This window comes from Pseudomonas sp. LBUM1664, assembly GCF_059695895.1.
In genome coordinates this window covers 770968-789768 of record NZ_CP166791.1, presented here as the reverse complement: position 1 = coordinate 789768, position 18801 = coordinate 770968, and the positions used below count along the sequence as shown (strand labels likewise).

The window sequence follows — 18801 nt, the reverse complement described above, 5'->3', positions numbered from 1 at the left end:
GATGCGAAGTGCGCAGCATCTGAGCAGGCAAGCGAAAAAACTGGTTCACAGACATCACACACGGGCCAAGTCCTCCATCAGACGACAGCGAGTGAGCAATGCGGATTCAAGCTGAACGCCCACCCCCTTGGCGCCCTCGCTAACAACCCCATGAAGATTGGCACCGCGTAGATCTGCCCCTGCCAGATTGACTTTGCGCAGACTTGCCTCCAGCAGATTGGCCGAAACCCAGCTGATACCGCTCAAGTCACTGGCGGTAAAATCGGCATCACGCGCATCAACGCGATAACCCGTGCTGCCGCTCATATCGCAGTGCGAGATAAAAGCGCCCGCCAGACAGGCACCGCGAAAACTGGACTGGGTCAACGTCGCATGCTGCAAACTCGCACCACCAAGATCCGCACCGTCAAACCGCGCCGAGGGCAATTGACAGTCCAGATCCAGGCGCCACTGGCTTAGAGACGCATCACTCAGGTCGACATTGGCACCTTGAACGCCGGACCAGGAAGCACCCTGCAAATCTGACCGAGCTAAATTTGCGGCATCCAGCAGGCAGCTTTGAAACTGGGTTTTGCGACCTATCGCATTCACCAGCGAGACGCCACTCAGGTCACAACTCAGCCAGCGCGAACCGCTCCAGTCGCCGGTTTGTAACCGGGCATTCAAGAAACTGCACTCGACCCACTGCGTCTGCTGTCCTTCGACGCCCTCGAAATCGGCACCATCCAAACGGCACTCAAGGCCATAAACCTCCTTGAAGCTCGCCTTGCCCGCGCGGACACCCTGCAGCGTGCAGCGCTCAAACAGGGCATCATCGAAGCGACTGGCCTGCAGATCAGAGCTAGCCAGATCGCAGTCAATGAAGTGGCTGGCACTCAAGTCCGCTCCCACCATGGACACGCCACTCAATTGGCAGCGCTCGAATACGCAATGACGCATTGAGGCGTCATTCAGATTCATCCCCGCGAGGTCAAGCGCTACAAACCTCTGTTCATCAAGCGGCCATTTATCTTTGAGGCTGGCCGCCAGCAACTCTCGGGTCCACTCATGGGGTGTAGGTGCTGGCAAATCGTCCGTTTGCCCATGATGCGCAGGTGGCGCCTCGGTGGCCTCTACGCCCTGTGCCAGCGCATCCCGGGCTTTGACCTGGGCCAGTAGTTGCGCTGCGGGAATGCCAAGCTCATTGGCCGTTTGCTCTACATATTGCTGCAAGCTCGCCTCTAGCTCAGCAACCGCCTCGTCCAAATGAGTATCACTGAACAGCGTATCGATTTGCGCCTTGGCCACAGAATCATCAGCAGACAATCCGGACGCTTCGATTTCGCTGAGCAAGCCCGCTGCGGGTTTGTCCAGTAGCGCCGCCAAGTCTTCGACCTGCCGATGCAACGCGGCTTCGTTATCAGCAATCAGGTTTTCTACTCGGTTCGGGCCTGCCAACGCCTCGATTTTCGCTTCAAAAACGCTCGCATCCACGAACGCCAGAATGTCATCTGCCGGCGGGGGCGGAACAGCCGCTACCGGTTGCAGCTTGGTTGAAAACACGTTGCTGACCGTTGCAAGCGACATTTGCAGCTTGGGCAAGTAAGCCGTCAGGTTACGTGTCATTGCTTCTGTGGCTTGAGTGAGCATGGCCGGATCAGCCAGCTTTTCTGCCTGTTCAGCCAACGCCAGATGCTTGTCGTGTTCAACACTGTAGGCGCTGAACTCAGACTCAAGCTTAATACCCAGCTGCGCCAGCTCCTTCGGCTGTTCAAGCGCAGGCTCCGGCGCCGGGGAATGCGCCCCGGACTCAGCGTCAACAGGGTGCGACCAAAGCTCGGCAATCCACTGCTCACGACTTTTTACCGGCTCGGCGGCGCGTTCGCAGCCCACCGAGAGTGCGAGAAGATCGTCACCGTCAATATCCCGCACTTGAATGTGCGCACGATAGAGCAGCAACACACGCTCGACATCTGGAAACAACCACAGTGTATCCAGCTCCAGGCGCGGTTCCTCAACGCGGTGTACCAGCGCAATAGCCGACTTTGCCGCGAGTGAGTCCAAAGGCTCGCGCTCAACGAACAAACGCGGCCGTAACCCCGGCAAGCGGCCTCTAATCTCGGCATGCTGCGGATGCATGCCCGCCACCGACCAGGCTTCGGCGCCTGTCCAGTAACCGGCTTGCACCTGATCCTGGACAACCTCGTCGAACCAGCGTGAGTCCGTATCCAGCGGCAGAAACGGCGCACGCTGGCGGGTCCAGGCCTGATCACAGCAGCCCATGAAAACGTGCCGCTCCCTGGATTGCGGCAGCAGTGGTAAGAAACTCGCCACCGGCGCAGCTTCACCAGGGGCACGCAAAGGAACCCTCTCGCTTTCGATCTGCGGCAGCGCCAGGCCTTCGGCCTTGTCCGGAGTCAGCGTATAACCAATGCCCTGTGGGTTGTCCGGACTATCGGCAGCACCATAAGCGTGCTGCAAGTCCACAGGAACGCGGGTCAACTCACCACAAACAACAGGGCCCCAGCCAAGCAGCCCCTTGCGCCATTGTCGAGGCGGATGTACATGCAGTGTCTTGCTCAATGAGCCCACATTCACCCGTACCGCCATACCTGCCTGTTGTGCGGCGGTTAAAGCATAGGCACTGCCCTGCACGGCAAAGGTGCCGTGCATTTTTTTCAGACCGCGATCAAAGGGCTGGTCGGCAAACCGCTCAGCCAGCCAACCCTGAGCGTCATCAGCCGCGACCAGCGTTTGGTCGGCGTTGCAGATCAACCCAACAGTCACCGCCACGCAAGGACCTTGCGCATTGCGATCTCTGGTGATCAGCAACAGACTGGCATCGCCGTAGTTAAGCTGCATAATTCCCAGACTCTACCGGAAGACCAACTTCGCTTGCTGCCACGGCAGTGATCAGCCATTCGCCGTTGGCATCTACCGCCACATGCAACCCAGCCAGAGGACGCTGATCGGCAATCGCCCCCAGCAACACGTCGGACAAACGCGGTGTCAGGCTTTTGCGCAGAATGAAATCGATATTGCGCGCCCCGCTCTCCACTTCTGTGCAGCGAGCGGCGATGGCATCGGCGACCTCCTCGGAAAACGTCAGGCGTACTTTCGACGAGGCCAGCAGGCGCTCGCTGAGCCGGCCCAGCTTGAGGCGCACGATGCCTGCCAGTTGTTCGCCACCCAGGGTGAAGAACGGCACGATGGTCATGCGCGCCAGCAGCGCGGGTTTGAAATGCCGGGACAGGGTCGGTCGGATCTTTTCCGCCAGGGTGTCCGGATCGGGACGCCCGTCGACGCACAGGTTCTGGATCTCTTCGGTGGCCAGGTTGCTGGTCAGCAACACCACGGTGTTGGAGAAATCGATCTGCCGCCCTTCGCCATCGGACAGGCTGCCCTTGTCGAAGACCTGATAGAAAATGTTCACCACGTCCAGGTGGGCTTTTTCCACTTCATCGAGCAGCACCACCGAATACGGACGCTTGCGCACCGCCTCGGTCAACATGCCACCCTCGCCGAAGCCGACATAACCGGCGGGCGAGCCCACCAGACGGCTGACGGTGTGCTTCTCCTGGTACTCGCTCATGTTCACCGAGATCATCGCCTGCTCGCCGCCGAACAAGTGTTCGGCCACGGCCAAGGCGGTTTCGGTCTTACCGACACCCGATGGGCCGACCAGGAGGAATACGCCCAACGGCTGTTGCGGATCGCGCAGGCCGGATTGCGCGGCCTTGAGGATTTCCGCGATCTGCTCGACGGCCGTGTCCTGACCGCGGATGCGCATCTTGATGTTGTCGGCCAGGGCCAGGACGCCGCCCGCCGCATCGCGCAGCACTTTGCCCAGCGGCACGCCGGTCCAGTCGGAGACGACCTTGGCGATGGCGTCTGGATTGACCTCGGTGAACAGCAACGGCTCGTCGCCTTGCAGCGCCGCCAAGGCTTCGCGGGCCTGCTCCAGCTCCGACTGACGCTCGTCCAGAGAACCCAATACCTGAGCCATTTCGCCTTCAGCGGGCGTGGGCAGATCGTCCTCTTTCAACGCCAGTTGTTTGCGAGCATCCAGCACTCGGACCGCCGCTTCGCGCTCGGCGAGCCAACGATTTTCCAGCGTCATGCGACTGTCTTCAACGCCGGCCTGCTCGTCGGCAATATCGGCCAGACGCTGATCTTCCACTGGAAAACCGTTGGCACGGTCGCGCTCAAGCGCGGTCAATTCACGGGCCAGACCGGACAACTGCCGCTCCATACGCTCCAGTTCCGCCGGTTTGATGCCCAGGCCGATCCGAACCCGGGCGCTGGCGGTGTCGAGCAAGTCCACGGCCTTGTCCGGCAGTAAGCGCCCGGTGATATAGCGATCCGATAATTCGGCGGCGGCAACGATGGCGTCATCACGCACGCTGACACCATGGACTTTTTCGTAATGGCCCTTGAGTCCACGCAGGATCAGCACGGCAGTCTTGACGCTCGGCTCATCCAGTTTGACCAGTTGAAAACGGCGAGCCAGGGCCGGGTCTTTTTCGAAGTATTTCTTGTATTCCGACCAGGTGGTAGCCGCGATCGTGCGCAGCTCGCCACGGGCCAACGCGGGTTTAAGCAGGTTGGCCGCATCGGAACCACCTGCCGCGCCGCCAGCACCGATCAACATATGTGCTTCGTCGATGAACAGGATCACCGGCGTGGTGGAGGCCTTGATCTCTTCGATGACGCCACGCAGTCGGTTTTCAAACTCGCCCTTGACGCTGGCGCCCGCTTCCAGCGCACCCAGGTCAAGGCTCAGCAGGCGAGTATTTTTCAGGAAGTCCGGCACCTCATTCTGGCTGATCAACAACGCCAAGCCTTCCACCACCGCAGACTTGCCGACACCCGGCTCGCCCACAGCTATCGGGTTGTTTTTACGACGTCGAGCGAGGATGTCGATCATCTGACGGATTTCATCATCGCGACCGAAAATCGGATCAATGCGCCCCGCCGCCGCCTTGGCGGTAAGGTCTTCGCAAAAGCGTGCGATGTTATCTTCGGCAGCCGGTGCAACGCCGCCAGCGCTGGCGACTGTCGAGGAGGCCGAGCCGATTTGCAGGCTGTCCAGCGGACCTTCACTGGAGCCGCTCAGCAGGTGAGCGAACTCACCGGTCAGGGCATCGCTGGAGATGGGTTTGAGCATTTCGCCGTAGCGCGTGCCGGCCGTGTAATAACCCAGACGGCAAACCAATGCCAACAACAGCGAGCCACCGCGAATACGTCCGGTCCCCACCACCAACGAAGCGATCAGCCAGGCGTCCTGAATCCATTCGGTAAGCAGGCTGGCGAACACCGGGCGTCCTGGATTGCCGTTCTTGAGTTGGGTCAGGCCATCGTCAAGCAGCGCCCGTAAACGCAACGGGTCGATTTCAAAACGGGTCAAGATGCGAGTGACGTCGGCATTCGGATCTTCCAGCAACTGACGCAGCATGTGCTCCAGGGATATCTCGTAATGAGTGCGCGCCAGGGTCAGTCCCGCCGCATTCTCCAAGGCTTTGGTGCCATATACATTCAGCCGTGCGAACAGCGGTTTGAGTTCTACCTGAATCATCTATCGAATCCTCTCTTCGAGCATTGGTCCGTGTTCGGCCGCCAGCATGAATACAACGTCGTCTTGCGCGTTCCCGTTGCCGAGCCAAGTATCCAGACCCAGCTGTTGCCAACCCTGTCCGAGCGAAGCACATTGCTGCTCATCAGGCGCAAGCAACATGACCAACCGACTGAGCAGCGGCGTCTGCAAGTACAACGCCACCAGCCTTTCGAGCTTTTGATACAGCACTTGCCCCGGCAAAAGGTCGTGAAAACGCTGGGCACCCAATGAGCTCAGGCGAATATCCAGCGTGCCGCTACGGTCCATGACCTCGCGTCCGAGCAAGCTGTTTTCACCCAGCACACCGCACTGCATTCCCAGGTAGGTACGCGCTGAACGATCGATGCGCAGCCGTGTCTCGACACAAGGAACAACTTCCACAGCGACATCACTGAGTACGGCTTTCACCAACTGCTGCAGGCCAAGGGCGGAGCGTGGGTGCTGATTGAACACACCGGCATACCGCAGTAAATCCACGGATTGGTCCCGCAGTTCAGGACGCGCTTGGGCAACACCGATCAAGGCCTGTAGTTGGCGCAGGCTCTTGACGTCACGTCGCTCGGTGACGTCGATCCAGATGCGATGTTTTTCCCAGGCCCGAAGCAGCAGCGGATAGAGCGCGGCATGCAAAATGTCGAGAAAATCGCGACCAGCCGAATGACCCTGCAATTGCTCGTCGATCAGGTCTTCGGTGTAAAAAGTTGGCAGCGGCGAGGTGACGCCATACAGCCCAAAAAAATTGACCTCTATGCGATAGCGACCATCATCGTCTTGCTCGATCTGCTCAATATCACGCTGCGCAAAGCCAAGCCCCAGATGGGGTCGGACCCGCACATTTTCGGCGAACGCTTGATCGCTGGGGAAGCGCAGTCGCAGCAGGCGCAAAGCCTGGAAAAACCCGAAATCGCCGCCGTCATCAAGCAACGGATCGGTCACAGCAGGCGTTGGTGCCCGATCTTCGCTGGCCATTGCAAGGTCTCGTGGTGAACGCTGTCGAACAGCGTGAAAGCGGTAAAGCTGTTGACAGCCGTACAGCCAGCGAAAAACTCGTCGAGCACACAACCGAACAGATAGAAATTGCCGGGACTCAGAAAGTGATCACCGCGACACTCGACTCGTACCACGCTGCCTTCAATGGGCAACCCACGGATAAAGCGCCGTTCGTGGGTCACTGTGACGTTTTCGATGGCATCAATACGCTGCTGATTGGCGTCTTGGGCACCCTCGCCGATGCTTGGCAGATAAGCCGCCAGCAGTCCACGCAAGTAATCGCGATCGGCCAGACGAAAGTGATTGGCATTAAGCTGCGAGAGCATTCGCCACAGTAGTTTGTCGTCGAACTTCGGTGGTTGGCAGGGTGTGATCCCGCGGATGCTCTTGAACTCCACCCTGGGTGGAGTGTTGTCCGTGGGCTGGTTCAAATCCCCCGGGCGCAGGCTTTCAGGCAACTTGCCATTGGTACACAACAAGCCGATAGACAGCGTCACTTCAACCGGCACTATGCCTTCGCGGTAGGGCAGGCTCAGATAATGGTCGTACCCATGAGCGTCGATACTTGAAGACCGGATGCGCAAACTGTAGGTGTCGTTTTGCGTAAAGGTATTGAACGGCTCCAGCGGTCGCTCGCCTCCGCCGGCCGAGTACGCGCTGACCTTAAGCACAGAATGAATCCGCATGCTCATGCGCTGGCCATGATCGGCGGGCTGGATGCGATACTCGACTTGCTTGTGGTCGATACGTAAGGGGTGCGCCTCCTGCTCGAACAGATTAATCGCCGGCGTGACTCCCATCATGAAACTGTTGGCGGACAAATTGGGCGCCCAGTCCGGCAGGTTTTCAAACATCAAGCGAACGCTGAAATGCCCATCCTTACCTCGCGAGCGCCACTGTTTGAACCCCGCCAGTTCCACAAAAAGAAATTTCTCTGGCAGGGCAAAGTATTCCTGCAGGCAGCGATAAGCAGGGTGAGCCGTGTCGGGAAATGGCAACAACGGGTTGCCTGCATCAAATCCCAGCCCGCGCAAATACCGTGCAGGCAACACGGTCAGGGGTTGACCTGCCGCGCAGATGCGAATCTCGCTCAGGTTCAGCTGTAACAGGCGCAGTAACTTGCTGCCATCCGCCAGGCCGTCGCCTAAATAGAAACGCAGACTGTCCGCCTGCCAATCGTTTGGATCGGCAGTGGTAAAAGCAAAATTCAACATCAGACTGCGTGCTTCGCCGTTACCGCCATCCCAGCACGAGCCCAACAGTTGAAGCGGTTCAAGGTCCACCGCCGCCGTGCTGCGAAAGCGCACTCGCTGTCCATCGACGGGTATCGAGGCGACTTCACATCCTGACTCGATGTGCGTGACTTGTTGCAACGCTCCACGAGGCTGAAATTGCAACAGAGTCAAGCAAGGCAATGGTTGCAGATAATGGGGATATAGCAGCTGCGCCAGTTCCTGAATGAACTCAGGAAACTCGTCATCCAACCGTTGACGAACCATCCCGGTAAGAAATGCCACGCCTTCAAGCAAGCGTTCGACATCCGGATCATTAGCTGAGTCCACGCCCAGCAGGGGTGCCAGGGCCGGGTTGCGGCGGGCAAACTCATCGGCCAGACGCCGCAGGCTATGGAGCTCACTTTGATAATGGCTGTTGAGCATGACTTAGTGCATCGCCAAGGACACGCGACCATCTGAAGAAACTCGCGTTGCCAGATGGATAGGAATGTCGCGGTCATTGATCGCCACCAGACCATCGAGACTGAAGCTCAGAGACAACACGTCCTGGCTGCCTTCGGCGACCAGGATGCGCGGTGACTTCAGTCGAGGCTCATAGCGGGCAATCATGCGGGTCATGTTCTCGATGATTTGCGTCGTCTCGCCGGTCGCAAACGAACCGGCCAGATTGGTGAAATCAGGTACGCCAAAGTCGGCGTCGATTGGTACGCTACCGCGCTTGGTATTCAAGATGCGTTGCAAGTGCTGAACGATGGACTGCGTCAGAGTTTCGGCCTGAGCCAAGTGCGAGCGACTAGTTTCGCCCTGCATTCCGATGATGCGTTCCAGTAATCGTTTTTCTTTCAACGCCCTGTACCTTCTAAAATTGAAAGACCGCCGCCCTGAAGCAGAGCGACGTTGAACGACTTGAACCTTGTTTACGCCTTCGGCGCCAACCACGAATCTTCGGCTTCGATGCCGTCCGGCTCCCAGGTCCAGACGATTTTTTCGTAAGTGATGCCGATGTCTTCCATGTGGCCCATTTGCTTGAACTCAGGGCTCAACACGTTTGGTACCCATGTGCGCGAGGAGACCAGCACCGCATTGCTCAGGGTGATGGTGTAGTACTTTTCTTCGGTGCCTTTGGGCGAGATTCGATAGAACTCAAGCGCGACGGTCTTGAGCTGTTCACCGGAGGTCAGGGCTTGCAGTATTTTTGGCGAAGCCTTATCGATTTCCTTGGTCAAGGTCATACCCTGGTGAACGCGCTTGCCTGCTGGCAGGCCGGTTTGCGGGTTTTTCGGAATATCGATCAAGTGCTCAACAGCCTGGATGAGGATCTTCGCCTCATGACCGGCAACCGTACTGGAACCTTCAATCTTGCCTTGGTTCTGGCCTTCGATACTCAAGTAGCATGGCATTGGCATAACGGGTACTCCGGGTTAATCAGCTAGTTTTCAGGCACCGATCAGAACATCTGGCCTGGGTCGTTGCGTTGAATCCATCGTAGGGAACTCCCGAGGTAATGACCCTCGGGTGAACACCTGAACGAGCGACATTTCTATCGCCCGTTCACGCAGCCAAATCAGCTCTTGTCGAGCTTGCCCACCAGCGAAAGCGTGAAAGAAGCGCCCATGTACTTGAAGTGCGGACGAACTTTCAAACCGACGCGGTACCAGCCTGGATCCCCTTCAACATCGCTGACGGTAATGTCCGCCTGGCGCAGTGGACGGCGGCTACGCACTCCGGCGGCCGGGTTGTCCATGTCGGCCACGTATTGGCGAATCCAGGTGTTGAGTTCCGATTCCAGATCGCCACGCTCTTTCCAGGTGCCGATGTTTTCGCGCTGGATGACCTTGATGTAGTGCGCCAGGCGGCTGACCACAAAGATGTAAGGCAGTTGGGTACCGAGCTTGTAGTTGAGCTCGGCTTCCTTGCCTTCTTTATCATTGCCAAAATATTTAGGCTTCTGGCACGAGTTGGCGGAGAAGAACGCCGCGTTATCGGTGTTCTTGCGCATGGTCAGCGCGATGAAGCCCTGCTCGGCCAGCTCGAACTCGCGGCGCTCGGAAATAAGCACTTCGGTTGGAATCTTGGTCTGAGTCTCACCCATGGCCTCGTAGTTGTAGACAGGCAAATCGCCGACGGTGCCGCCACCCTGCGGACCGATGACGTTGGCGCACCAGCGATACTGGGCAAAGCTGTCGGACAAGCGGCTGGCGAACGCGAACGCAGCGTTACCCCAGAGGAAGTCCTTGTTCCCGCCACTGACGCTTTCGTTGTAGCGAAAGGTTTTGGCCGGGATCGTGTCTTCGCCATAGGGCGTGCGCAGCAGGAAGTGCGGCAAGGTCAGACCAACGAAGCGCGAGTCGTCGCTTTCGCGAAAGGCGTTCCATTTGGTGAACTGCGGCCCTTCAAAGACCGCTTGCAGGTCCTTGAGGTTAGGCAGATCGGCGAAGCTATCGATGCCAAAAAACTTCGGACCTGCCGACGCAATGAACGGTGTGTGGGACATTGCCGAAACAGCTGCGACCGATTGCAGCAACTTCATGTCCTGCGGGCCTGGATTGAACTCGTAGTTACCGATGATCGAGCCAAATGGCTGACCACCGAACTGGCCGAACTCAGCGGTATAAACAGCCTTGTATAGACCCGAACGAGTAATTTCCGGCGCGTCTTCGAAATCTTCGAGCAGCTTTTCCTTGGACACGCTGAGAATTTCCAGCTTGTTGTTCTCGCGAAAATCAGTACGGTCGACCAGGAACTTCAGCGACCGCCACGAAGACTCAAGCTTCTGAAATTTCTCATTGTGAATGATGGCATCGACCTGACGGCAAAGCTTGGCATCCAGAGTGGCGATCATGTCGTCGATCAGACCCGCGCTGACTTTCTCCGTCTGGCGAGCCGGTTCGAGCAGTTCGGTGACGAAGGCTTCGAGCCCTTGACGGGTGACGGCGTAAGCTTCATCGCCGGGCTTGACACGGGTAGCCTCTACCAACTGATCCAGCAGGGAAACCGACTCAACGGCTTGCCCGGCGCTGCTCGCGGCCTGGCTTTTTTCTTCGCTCATGGGTTATTCCTTGTCCTTGACGCCGAGTTCCGAGAGCAAACGCTCGCGAGCACCGTCATCGTTCATCAGGGCCTGAAGTTGCTTGCGAAATTCCGGTAGGTTGCCCATTGGGCCTTTCAAGGCTTTGAGCGAATCACGTAGGACAATCAGCTGCTGCAATTCGGGAACCTGAGCAACAATGGCGTCAGGCTCAAAGTCGCGGATGGACTGAAAGCTCAACGACACGGGGATCTGCTCATCTTCCGGCGCGTTTTCCGACAACCGATTGGGCACCGCCAGTTGCAGGCTCAGGTTCTGCCCCTTGAGCACGTCAGTGAAATTGTCTTTATCCACGCGAATCGGTTTGAGGTCTTCAACCGGCGTATCGTCATCACGCAAGGTGAAGTCGCCGATGACCAACTGCTTCAGCGGCAGCTCGACCTGCTCTTGAGCGCCACCGGTGTCGGAGCTGTAAACAATGTTGACGCGCTCTTTGGGCGCGACCGAACCTTCACTAGCCATTTAATCCCACTCCTGTTTAGCGGGCACGCTCGACGCGGCCGTTGAAAAACCCGCGGCATGGATATGCACACGTCTATCGGGCGTTGCATTTGGCTTATTTCAACTCGCCTGTGGGCTGGCCAGACGCCAGAAAGCAGGCAAATCCATTGCGGCCAATTGCTGCGTCCATATCGCTTTGGAACCACCGTCTTCATGGCTCAAAGCCAGCTCCAACAATGGCCGTACAAGATCGGGCTCCCAACGGTCCAACCCTTGCTCTTTCGCTTCTTGCAGCAATACATCAACCGCCACTTGCAGTTGGGCGCGGGGATCAAAACGCTGCAGCAATAAACATTGAGCGCAGCGCAAGCGGAACCGGTCACGGCCGCCACCGATCTCACGCAGGTTGTCCTGCAGGCGATTCATCGCATCGCTCAGCCGGCCATCGGCAGCCTCATGTGCAGCCTCATCAATCAGCGTTTGTAAGGCATCCCCAGCACTAGAACGGGTTGCCGGAGCCAGTCCTTCAAGCCAGTTGCGTGTCGTGCCATCCGCAAATGGCTGGCCGTCGGCGAATGTCAGTTCGGCCAGCGCCGGAATCCGGGTCAGGAAATGCCGAGTCTCCAGAGCCAGGCTTGCAACCCCGGCCAGAGCACCGGTCCCAAGACGGGAAAGCGCCGCGTGACTGGCGCGATTGAGATCCAGCCAGAATGGATAAGTGTTAAGTCGGCCTTCGCAAAAGCGCAAAATGTCGAGCGGCTCGCCAACGCTTTGCAGACGGTTGAAACCCTCGAATTCCGCTTCAGAAGGTGCCGGTAAGCGCGTCGTATTCCCTTGGGATGGCGGCGCCTGCTCCACAGTGGTCCAGGCTAACTGGCGATTCAGGCGAAAAAGCAGCGGCAACGTTGTCCGCGAATCCAGACAAAAACCAATTAGCGGCATCAAAGAGGCGAACACGCCATTGATTGCGTTTTCGATGGCGTCATCGTTTTCCAGGCTGCCCAATGGCTGCACGGGAGCGAGCGATGGCGGTGCCTTGACGGACGTCAACGCAGGACGCGCGACCTGAGTCGATGACGGGGGGCCTTCATTTGTCTCAGGCGTTGCAGGTTCTGCATCTGACGTAATAACTGTCGGCGCAACAGCGGCTTGTACGGGCAGTTGTGAAAGACGGCGGCGCAACGTAAAGAAACCGGGGCCCTCAGCGTCCCGATCACGCCATAGGGTGTCTATCGCATCCCAGTCTTCGAGCAAGGCTGCCAGTTGATCGCCCGGCACCGGTTCGAAACTTTCGTCGACCTTGACCGTGAGCCATTCAAGCATCCACTGAGCCTGGTTACGCCGGGCGCGCAGCCGCGCTGGTGGTGGCGTCAGCGTATCCCAATACAACTCAAGCATTTGGCGCAATACATGCACACCGGTAGCCAGGCCCGATATACCTTTGATCGTAGTCCAGGCACATAAAAGCCAGACCGCCGCATTTATATCCTTGCCCTCGTCTCTTAGTACATGGGCACATGAATCAGCCACTACGTGCCAATCGACTCCGGACTCGGCGTTAATATTGGTCAGCTTTTCTACTTCGCTTTGCGCAAGCGAAAAAGCAGCGCCCTCCCGAGGATTCGCCCCCGCCGGGTTAGCAATACTGATCGCGAACGATCCCAACTCCCGATCAAGACAACTCATCCGTTATTCCTGCTACGTCACAAACTGCTCGGTGCATCGCCATGTGCGCAAAAATTGCCATCGATGCGTTGATATAACAGGTGAAAGTGGCTTGCCCGTCAGTTGCAAAATAATGGTCTTTTTTCGCGCTTGGCCACATCAGGTGAACACCTGAACTGACCAGCCTTTTAACTGATTGCGCTCAGCACACCTCGAAGACCTCAAGTGACTGCCGCTGCAGGCTCGCTCTTTTTTTGCGAGCAGAAACCAACGTAAACCGTTACCCGCCGATCGCTCTGCAATCCAATTTTCGAAGGAATTTATCAGATGCCTTCCGCACGGCTTGACCCTACGTTGCAGTTTTTGAACTATTTTTCAGGGTTGTTGTATCGAGTACATGGGTACAAGGGCCGGGCGCGGTAGACAATGACAACGCATTGCCCGTACATTGCCGACATAATGGGTGTCACAACATAAGCATTGTGGTTATTCACCACCACTGGCGCTGAGCATCGATTCGTAGAAATTCCATCCCCCAGGATCAGGCATTGATGAACGTGATCATTTGCTCAGCAGTGAAACTATGAACAGTCCAACACCCACTCAAAACTCGCGCCAAGTTGGTGCACTGCGAAACCCCGATCATTTCGATGTAGCTACCGAACCAGTTGCCAATCAGTTATTGGCATGGCGTCATCGTGTCGGTCATGTCATCGACGTTCTGCCATCATCCAGCGCCGTGGACCTTCCGTTCAAAGCATCAATCGACCTGTACAAACTGGGTGACCGAGTGTTCACCGATTGTTCAAGCGACAATTTGCTGCTTGATCGCTCGGTCGCACGTATCTCCACGGACAGCATGCGCGACTACGTGTTTCAGGTGTATACCAAGGGCGGCGTCGAGTGCATTGAGGGTGCAGGCCTGAAAAGTCGAAGCCCTGTGTCGGCCAGTATCATGGCTCTGGATTTGAATCAGCCGATACGCATGCATCGTAGTCGTTGCCGAGTACTGACCTTTTTCGTCCCTCGCCAGATCGTTGAACAGGCACTGCCACATGCCGAGTCCATCCATGGACGTGTCTTCGAAAATAAAACCCCGCTGACTCGACTGATGATCGAGCACGTAGTTGCGTTGTCAAAAAGCTTCCCGAACATGAATGAAAACGACGCCACCCTCGCATTCGATACCTCTATCCAGTTGATGCTCGGGGCCTTTGCTAAACAGGCAAAACTAAGCGGCAACATTCGGGCGGCAGCGCGCAGCGCAATATTCGATAAGGCCAGGCGTTATGTGAAAGAGAATTTGTACCAGCCTTGGTTGACACCGGAGAGTGTACTTGCCGCACTACAACTTCCCCGCGCAACGGTGTATCGCCTTTTTCAACATGAAGGTGGGCTGGGCCGCTACATCATACATTGCCGTTTGCGTGAAGCCGCCAATGAAATAGTGCACTATCCCGACAGACAGATTATTGAAATCGCCTATAGTTTAGGGTTTAACAGTGCCTCGGACTTTACCCGAGCGTTCCGTCGACATTATGGAATGTCGCCACAAGACCATCGCTTTCTGGTCATACGGAAAATGGGCGAGGGTTTATAGCCCGACTTTACCGCGTTCAGACTGCGAAATGTCTTTTGCAGCAGTGGGGAAAGTGACTAATGCAAATAAGCTGATCATCATAGCCCCCAGCAAATACCATGCAGGTGTCATTGGATTGTGGGTAGTGCCAATCAGCCAAGTCACAAAAAATGGACTGAACGCGCCAAAGATAGTCACGCCGAGGCTGTAAACCATCGACATTCCCGTGGCCCGGTGATGCTGGGGGAATGATTCCATGATCATCACGGCAGTCACACCATTATTACCCATTGCCACAACCGAATAGCCGGCAATTACCAGCATGGATGCCAACTCGCCGACACCTTGGGTCAAAACGAGAAACACTGGATACACCAACACGATGCTAACAAGCATCGTCACATACTGAATGGGCTTTCGCGCAAGATAGCGATCTGCGATACGCGCAAACAAGGGTGCGGCGATAAATAGCATTGAGCTCGCCAGGCATGCCGAAAGCAGGCTCATGGTAGGCGACATCCCCAGAGTGCGGACCAGATAGGTCGGCATGTACAGCACCATCAGATACATGCTCGCCGTCGGTGTAGCGATCAGCAAAATCCCAAGCAGCAGTGGGGAACGGTACAACTTTAGCAAGACTCGAAACGATGGCCGCTGCATGCCAGGCTGAACGGTATCGATCATAGTGCGCCGAATAAACCAACCGATCGGAGCGATCAATAACCCGAAAATAAAAGGGATGCGCCAGCCCCAGGCCATTAGTTGCTCGGGAGTCAGCAATGACGTCGTCGCAGCGCCTACCAACGCCCCCACCAACGCAGCCGCAGCCTGACTGGCGGAGCGCCAACTGACCAGATAACAGCGTTTACCCTTGGGAGCCAACTCCATCAAGACCGCAGAAGCAACGCCGATCTCGCCACCGGTTGCGAAACCTTGCAGCAAACGCGCGCCCACAATAAGCAGCGTAGCCGTGACGCCCATAGACTCATAGGTCGGCATGAAGGCAATCAATGCAGTTCCTGCCGCCATCAACAGATTGGAAACATTAAGCCCCGCTTTGCGCCCTTTACGATCGGCAAGATTGCCGATCACGATCGCACCCAACGGCCTCATGGTGAAACCGATACCGAAGGTCAGCAACGACATCAGTAGGGAAGATAGTGAATTATCCGATGGAAAAAAAAGTCGTCCTATTATCACCGCAGAAAAACTGTAAACCGTGAAATCGTAGATCACCAAGCCGTTGCCGATAACGATCGCAAATACGACATTCTTCGATTGCCGAGTAGCCATCGGCACTGCGTTAGATGCAAGACTCGACATAATCAGTGGGACCTAATCGGGTAAACCGACACCAAAAGTGGACAGACTTATCTTTCCGAATCCTGAGCGTATCTGACTTCTCCTTCCATGAACGCTTTCAGCGCAGCAAAGAAGCAAAAAATAAATCCGTCCTCCCCCTTTTTTTCTGAGAGCTCATCGCTCCAGGCTCTCGGCCACAAAAAAGGTCTTGCTATGCAAGACCTTTTTCATACCTGAGGGCAATCAATCCCCCGCCTACCTCACCTCAGCAACATCCAAAGCCCGATTAGCCAACAACTCAGTATGCGTCCGGGCATCCCGTCTTGCACCCTGGGAGAGCAGGAAAACAGAGGTAACACATGGGTCAGTTCGTATAATTACATTAGACGGTGTTTTAACTGATTTCTGTCCCCCAAATTTGGCACTGATTCGAGAGTGTTTTCAGCCACCCTCCATCGGTTTGCCGGAATTCAATTGGCCATGTTTTAGCTTTGGCTTGGCCCCCCTTGCGTGACCAGGCAACCGGAGCCCCATGCTGGTTTGACCAGTGCAGGCGTGAATGAACCTGAATTGGGTCCATGTGCGCCACGACAATATCGCCTTCGGTGCGATATGAGTGCTGATCTGGGTTGTGTCGGGGCGTTAGGGGTGGCGTCCGGGTTGAGATGGTGTGGCGTAGGTGCGTCTACGGTGCTTTCAGTTGAAAGTCGTCGAGAAATAGACGGTGTTTTTTAGGTGCGGATTAGGGCTCGCTGAGTGCTCAGTGGGTGCTTATAAGGGTTGGGTGAGTGTGGTGCGGGGCGTTCCTGGGTTTATATGGATCGGTGATGGTGCCGGTCGGGGCAGAGCGCGCACCCAAAGCACCCAAACTGCCAAGAAGGATGTTGACGGAGGGAAGCCTGCTCGGTTCCCTCCGAAAATAGCTGAGTTGTCCGAGAATTTTGCGGAACAGTTTCGTGTGTCGATCATCACGAGAGGCGACACGTTGCTGCACCTGATTGACCACTACATACGGCGAACCTTCGACAACGGGCGGAGGATGCCGCCTCAAGTTTGCAAAAGGCTATCGACCTCTTCCCCGTTGTTAGCGAAGGGCTTCGCTACCCCGTCAAGGTCACCAGGAGCGCCGGGAAATCTCTACCTTGCGCTCAGAAGCAAAGGTGGTGGCACAGACTCGTTGGCCTGGCTGATGGAAATCGAAACGGGGCAGCTATCCGCATATTGATTCCATTGATTGGCCAGGCGGGTGCAGAACAGATGCTCGATGCGCTGAATAAAGTGCAGGAGGTTTCGGATGAAAGTGCGGCCGGGCATACCGTCTTGCGCAACTAAACCGGTTGCCATCTATGCGGCAGCAGTTCGGCAATCGCACTCGCCCGCTGCGTCGGCAGGCGCGTGAGGACGTCCTTCAAATAAGCATACGGATCATGTCCGTTGAGCCGTGCCGATTGGATCAAGCTCATGATCGCGGCTGCACGTTTGCCACTGCGCAGTGACCCAGCGAACAGCCAATTTTTGCGACCTAACGCCCATGGCCGAATCTGGTTCTCGGCCCAATTATTGTCAATGGGTACGGCACCGTCATCGAGATAGCGCGACAGCGCCGTCCAACGTTTGAGGCTGTAATCCAGAGCCTTGCTAATAGCCGAGCCGTCGTGCACGAGCTGGCGCTGGGCGATCATCCAGGCATGCAAAGCGTCCATCACCGGTACGGCTTTTTCTTGCCGTATTCGGCGGCGTAAATCCGGTTCCAGGTCGCGGACTTCATGCTCTATTTCGTACAGCCGCTGGATGTACCTCAAGGCCTGCTCGGCAAGCTGGCTCTTGTTGGTGGCGTGCAGCTCGAAGAACTTGCGCCGCGCATGAGCCATGCAGCCGATCTCGGTCACGCCGAGTTCAAAGCTGGCCTTGTAGCCGCCAAAATCATCGCAGACCAGCTTGCCCTTCCAGTCTTGCAGGAAGTTGCGGGCGTGTTCTCCGGCGCGGCTAGGGCTGAAGTCGTAAACCACCGCCGCCAATTCCGAGAACTGGCTGGTGGCGTAGGCCCAGACATAGGCTCGATGGGTTTTCTTCGCACCCGGCGTGAGCATCTGCACCGGCGTTTCATCGGCGTGGATTACGCCATGTTCGAGGACAGTATTACGCAGGGCATCGACCAGCGGCTGTAACTGCACGCCACAGTTGCCGACCCATTGCGCCAGGGTCGAACGCGCGATAGCCAAACCGGCTCGACCAAAAATCGATTCCTGGCGATAGAGCGGTAGATGGTCGGCGAACTTCGCGATCATGACGTGGGCCAGCAGCCCCGCGGTCGGGATGCCTTTGTCGATGACCTGCGCCGGAACCGGTGCCTGGATCAGGGTTTCGCACTGATCGCAGACCCACTTGCCACGGATGTGCCGCTCAACGGTGAACACGCCCGGCGTGTAGTCGAGTTTCTCGCTGACATCCTCGCCGATACGCTTGAGAGCGCAGCCGCACTGGCAATGGCTGTTGTCGGGTTCGTGGTGGATCAGAGTGCGCGGAAACTGCGGCGGCAAGGCGGTGCGTTTAGGTTTTTGCCGAACCTCGGTCGAAGCGGGAGCAAGTTTCAGCGCTTCAAGTTCAGCCTCGATGGCCGCAATGTCGGTGTCGATCAGGTCATCGAGCAGGCTGGCTTGATCCGGGCTCAGTTGCTCGCTGCGCTTGGCAAACTTGAAGCGCTTGAGTTGCGCAATCTCGTGGGTCAGCTTTTCGATAACCGTTTGGTCGCGGTGGATCTTCTTACCCATTGTCTCGATTTTCTGATCGAGACTCTCGACACGCTGCATCAACTGCGCCGCCAGAGCACGCAGTTGTTCAGGGTTTAGTTGGTCGAGATTGGGCAGTGAAGTCATGCCGCCGATTTTGCCAGAGCAGGCTAAAACCG

At 56.8% G+C, this 18801-nt stretch carries 12 protein-coding genes; 1 reads left to right on the top strand and 11 read right to left on the bottom strand.

Features of this window, described 5'->3' with window-relative positions; all coding sequences use genetic code 11:
- Window positions 1-54: 54 nt before the first annotated feature.
- The 9 genes from ACA047_RS03665 to tssA form a co-directional block, all read right to left on the bottom strand.
- Entirely contained in the window at window positions 55-2841 is a 2787-nt protein-coding gene (locus ACA047_RS03665; protein ID WP_497356768.1) for a DUF2169 family type VI secretion system accessory protein, read from the bottom strand.
- Entirely contained in the window at window positions 2831-5554 is a 2724-nt protein-coding gene (gene tssH / locus ACA047_RS03660; protein WP_497356766.1) for a type VI secretion system ATPase TssH, read from the bottom strand. Before tssH ends, ACA047_RS03665 begins: the two co-directional genes overlap by 11 nt.
- Complete coding sequence (gene tssG, locus ACA047_RS03655; protein ID WP_497356764.1) at window positions 5555-6562, bottom strand: type VI secretion system baseplate subunit TssG; 1008 nt, start codon at window positions 6560-6562, stop codon at window positions 5555-5557. It lies immediately after the preceding gene.
- Complete coding sequence (gene tssF / locus ACA047_RS03650; protein ID WP_497356762.1) at window positions 6526-8241, bottom strand: type VI secretion system baseplate subunit TssF; 1716 nt, start codon at window positions 8239-8241, stop codon at window positions 6526-6528. The genes tssG and tssF overlap by 37 nt, the downstream gene beginning before the upstream one ends.
- Before the next feature lie 3 nt (window positions 8242-8244).
- On the bottom strand, window positions 8245-8664 hold the full coding sequence (gene tssE / locus ACA047_RS03645) for a type VI secretion system baseplate subunit TssE (RefSeq protein WP_497356760.1): 420 nt from the start codon (window positions 8662-8664) through the stop codon (window positions 8245-8247).
- A gap of 71 nt (window positions 8665-8735) precedes the next feature.
- Window positions 8736-9224 carry an Hcp family type VI secretion system effector gene (locus tag ACA047_RS03640; protein ID WP_497356758.1) on the bottom strand — a complete coding sequence of 163 codons (489 nt, stop codon included), beginning with the start codon at window positions 9222-9224 and terminating at the stop codon, window positions 8736-8738.
- Window positions 9225-9382: 158 nt separating this feature from the next.
- Window positions 9383-10867 (bottom strand): type VI secretion system contractile sheath large subunit, encoded by a 1485-nt coding sequence (gene tssC / locus ACA047_RS03635; RefSeq protein ID WP_497356756.1) that lies wholly within the window; start codon window positions 10865-10867, stop codon window positions 9383-9385.
- 3 nt (window positions 10868-10870) lie between these two features.
- Window positions 10871-11368: a type VI secretion system contractile sheath small subunit gene (gene tssB / locus ACA047_RS03630; protein WP_497356754.1), complete on the bottom strand. Its 498-nt coding sequence runs from the start codon at window positions 11366-11368 to the stop codon at window positions 10871-10873.
- A gap of 99 nt (window positions 11369-11467) precedes the next feature.
- Complete coding sequence (tssA, locus tag ACA047_RS03625; RefSeq protein WP_497356752.1) at window positions 11468-13033, bottom strand: type VI secretion system protein TssA; 1566 nt, start codon at window positions 13031-13033, stop codon at window positions 11468-11470.
- A gap of 562 nt (window positions 13034-13595) precedes the next feature.
- On the opposite strand from tssA, the gene ACA047_RS03620 reads away from it, so the two are divergent.
- Window positions 13596-14612 (top strand): helix-turn-helix domain-containing protein, encoded by a 1017-nt coding sequence (locus tag ACA047_RS03620; RefSeq protein WP_497356750.1) that lies wholly within the window; start codon window positions 13596-13598, stop codon window positions 14610-14612.
- On the opposite strand, the gene ACA047_RS03615 is transcribed toward ACA047_RS03620, so the two are convergent.
- Together ACA047_RS03615 and tnpC are read right to left on the bottom strand one after the other, a co-directional pair.
- Window positions 14607-15884 (bottom strand): MFS transporter, encoded by a 1278-nt coding sequence (locus tag ACA047_RS03615; protein ID WP_497356748.1) that lies wholly within the window; start codon window positions 15882-15884, stop codon window positions 14607-14609. The two genes, ACA047_RS03620 and ACA047_RS03615, sit on opposite strands and share 6 nt — an antisense overlap.
- A gap of 1337 nt (window positions 15885-17221) precedes the next feature.
- Window positions 17222-18769 (bottom strand): IS66 family transposase, encoded by a 1548-nt coding sequence (gene tnpC / locus ACA047_RS03610; RefSeq protein WP_201189251.1) that lies wholly within the window; start codon window positions 18767-18769, stop codon window positions 17222-17224.
- Between the last annotated feature and the right edge of the window lie 32 nt (window positions 18770-18801).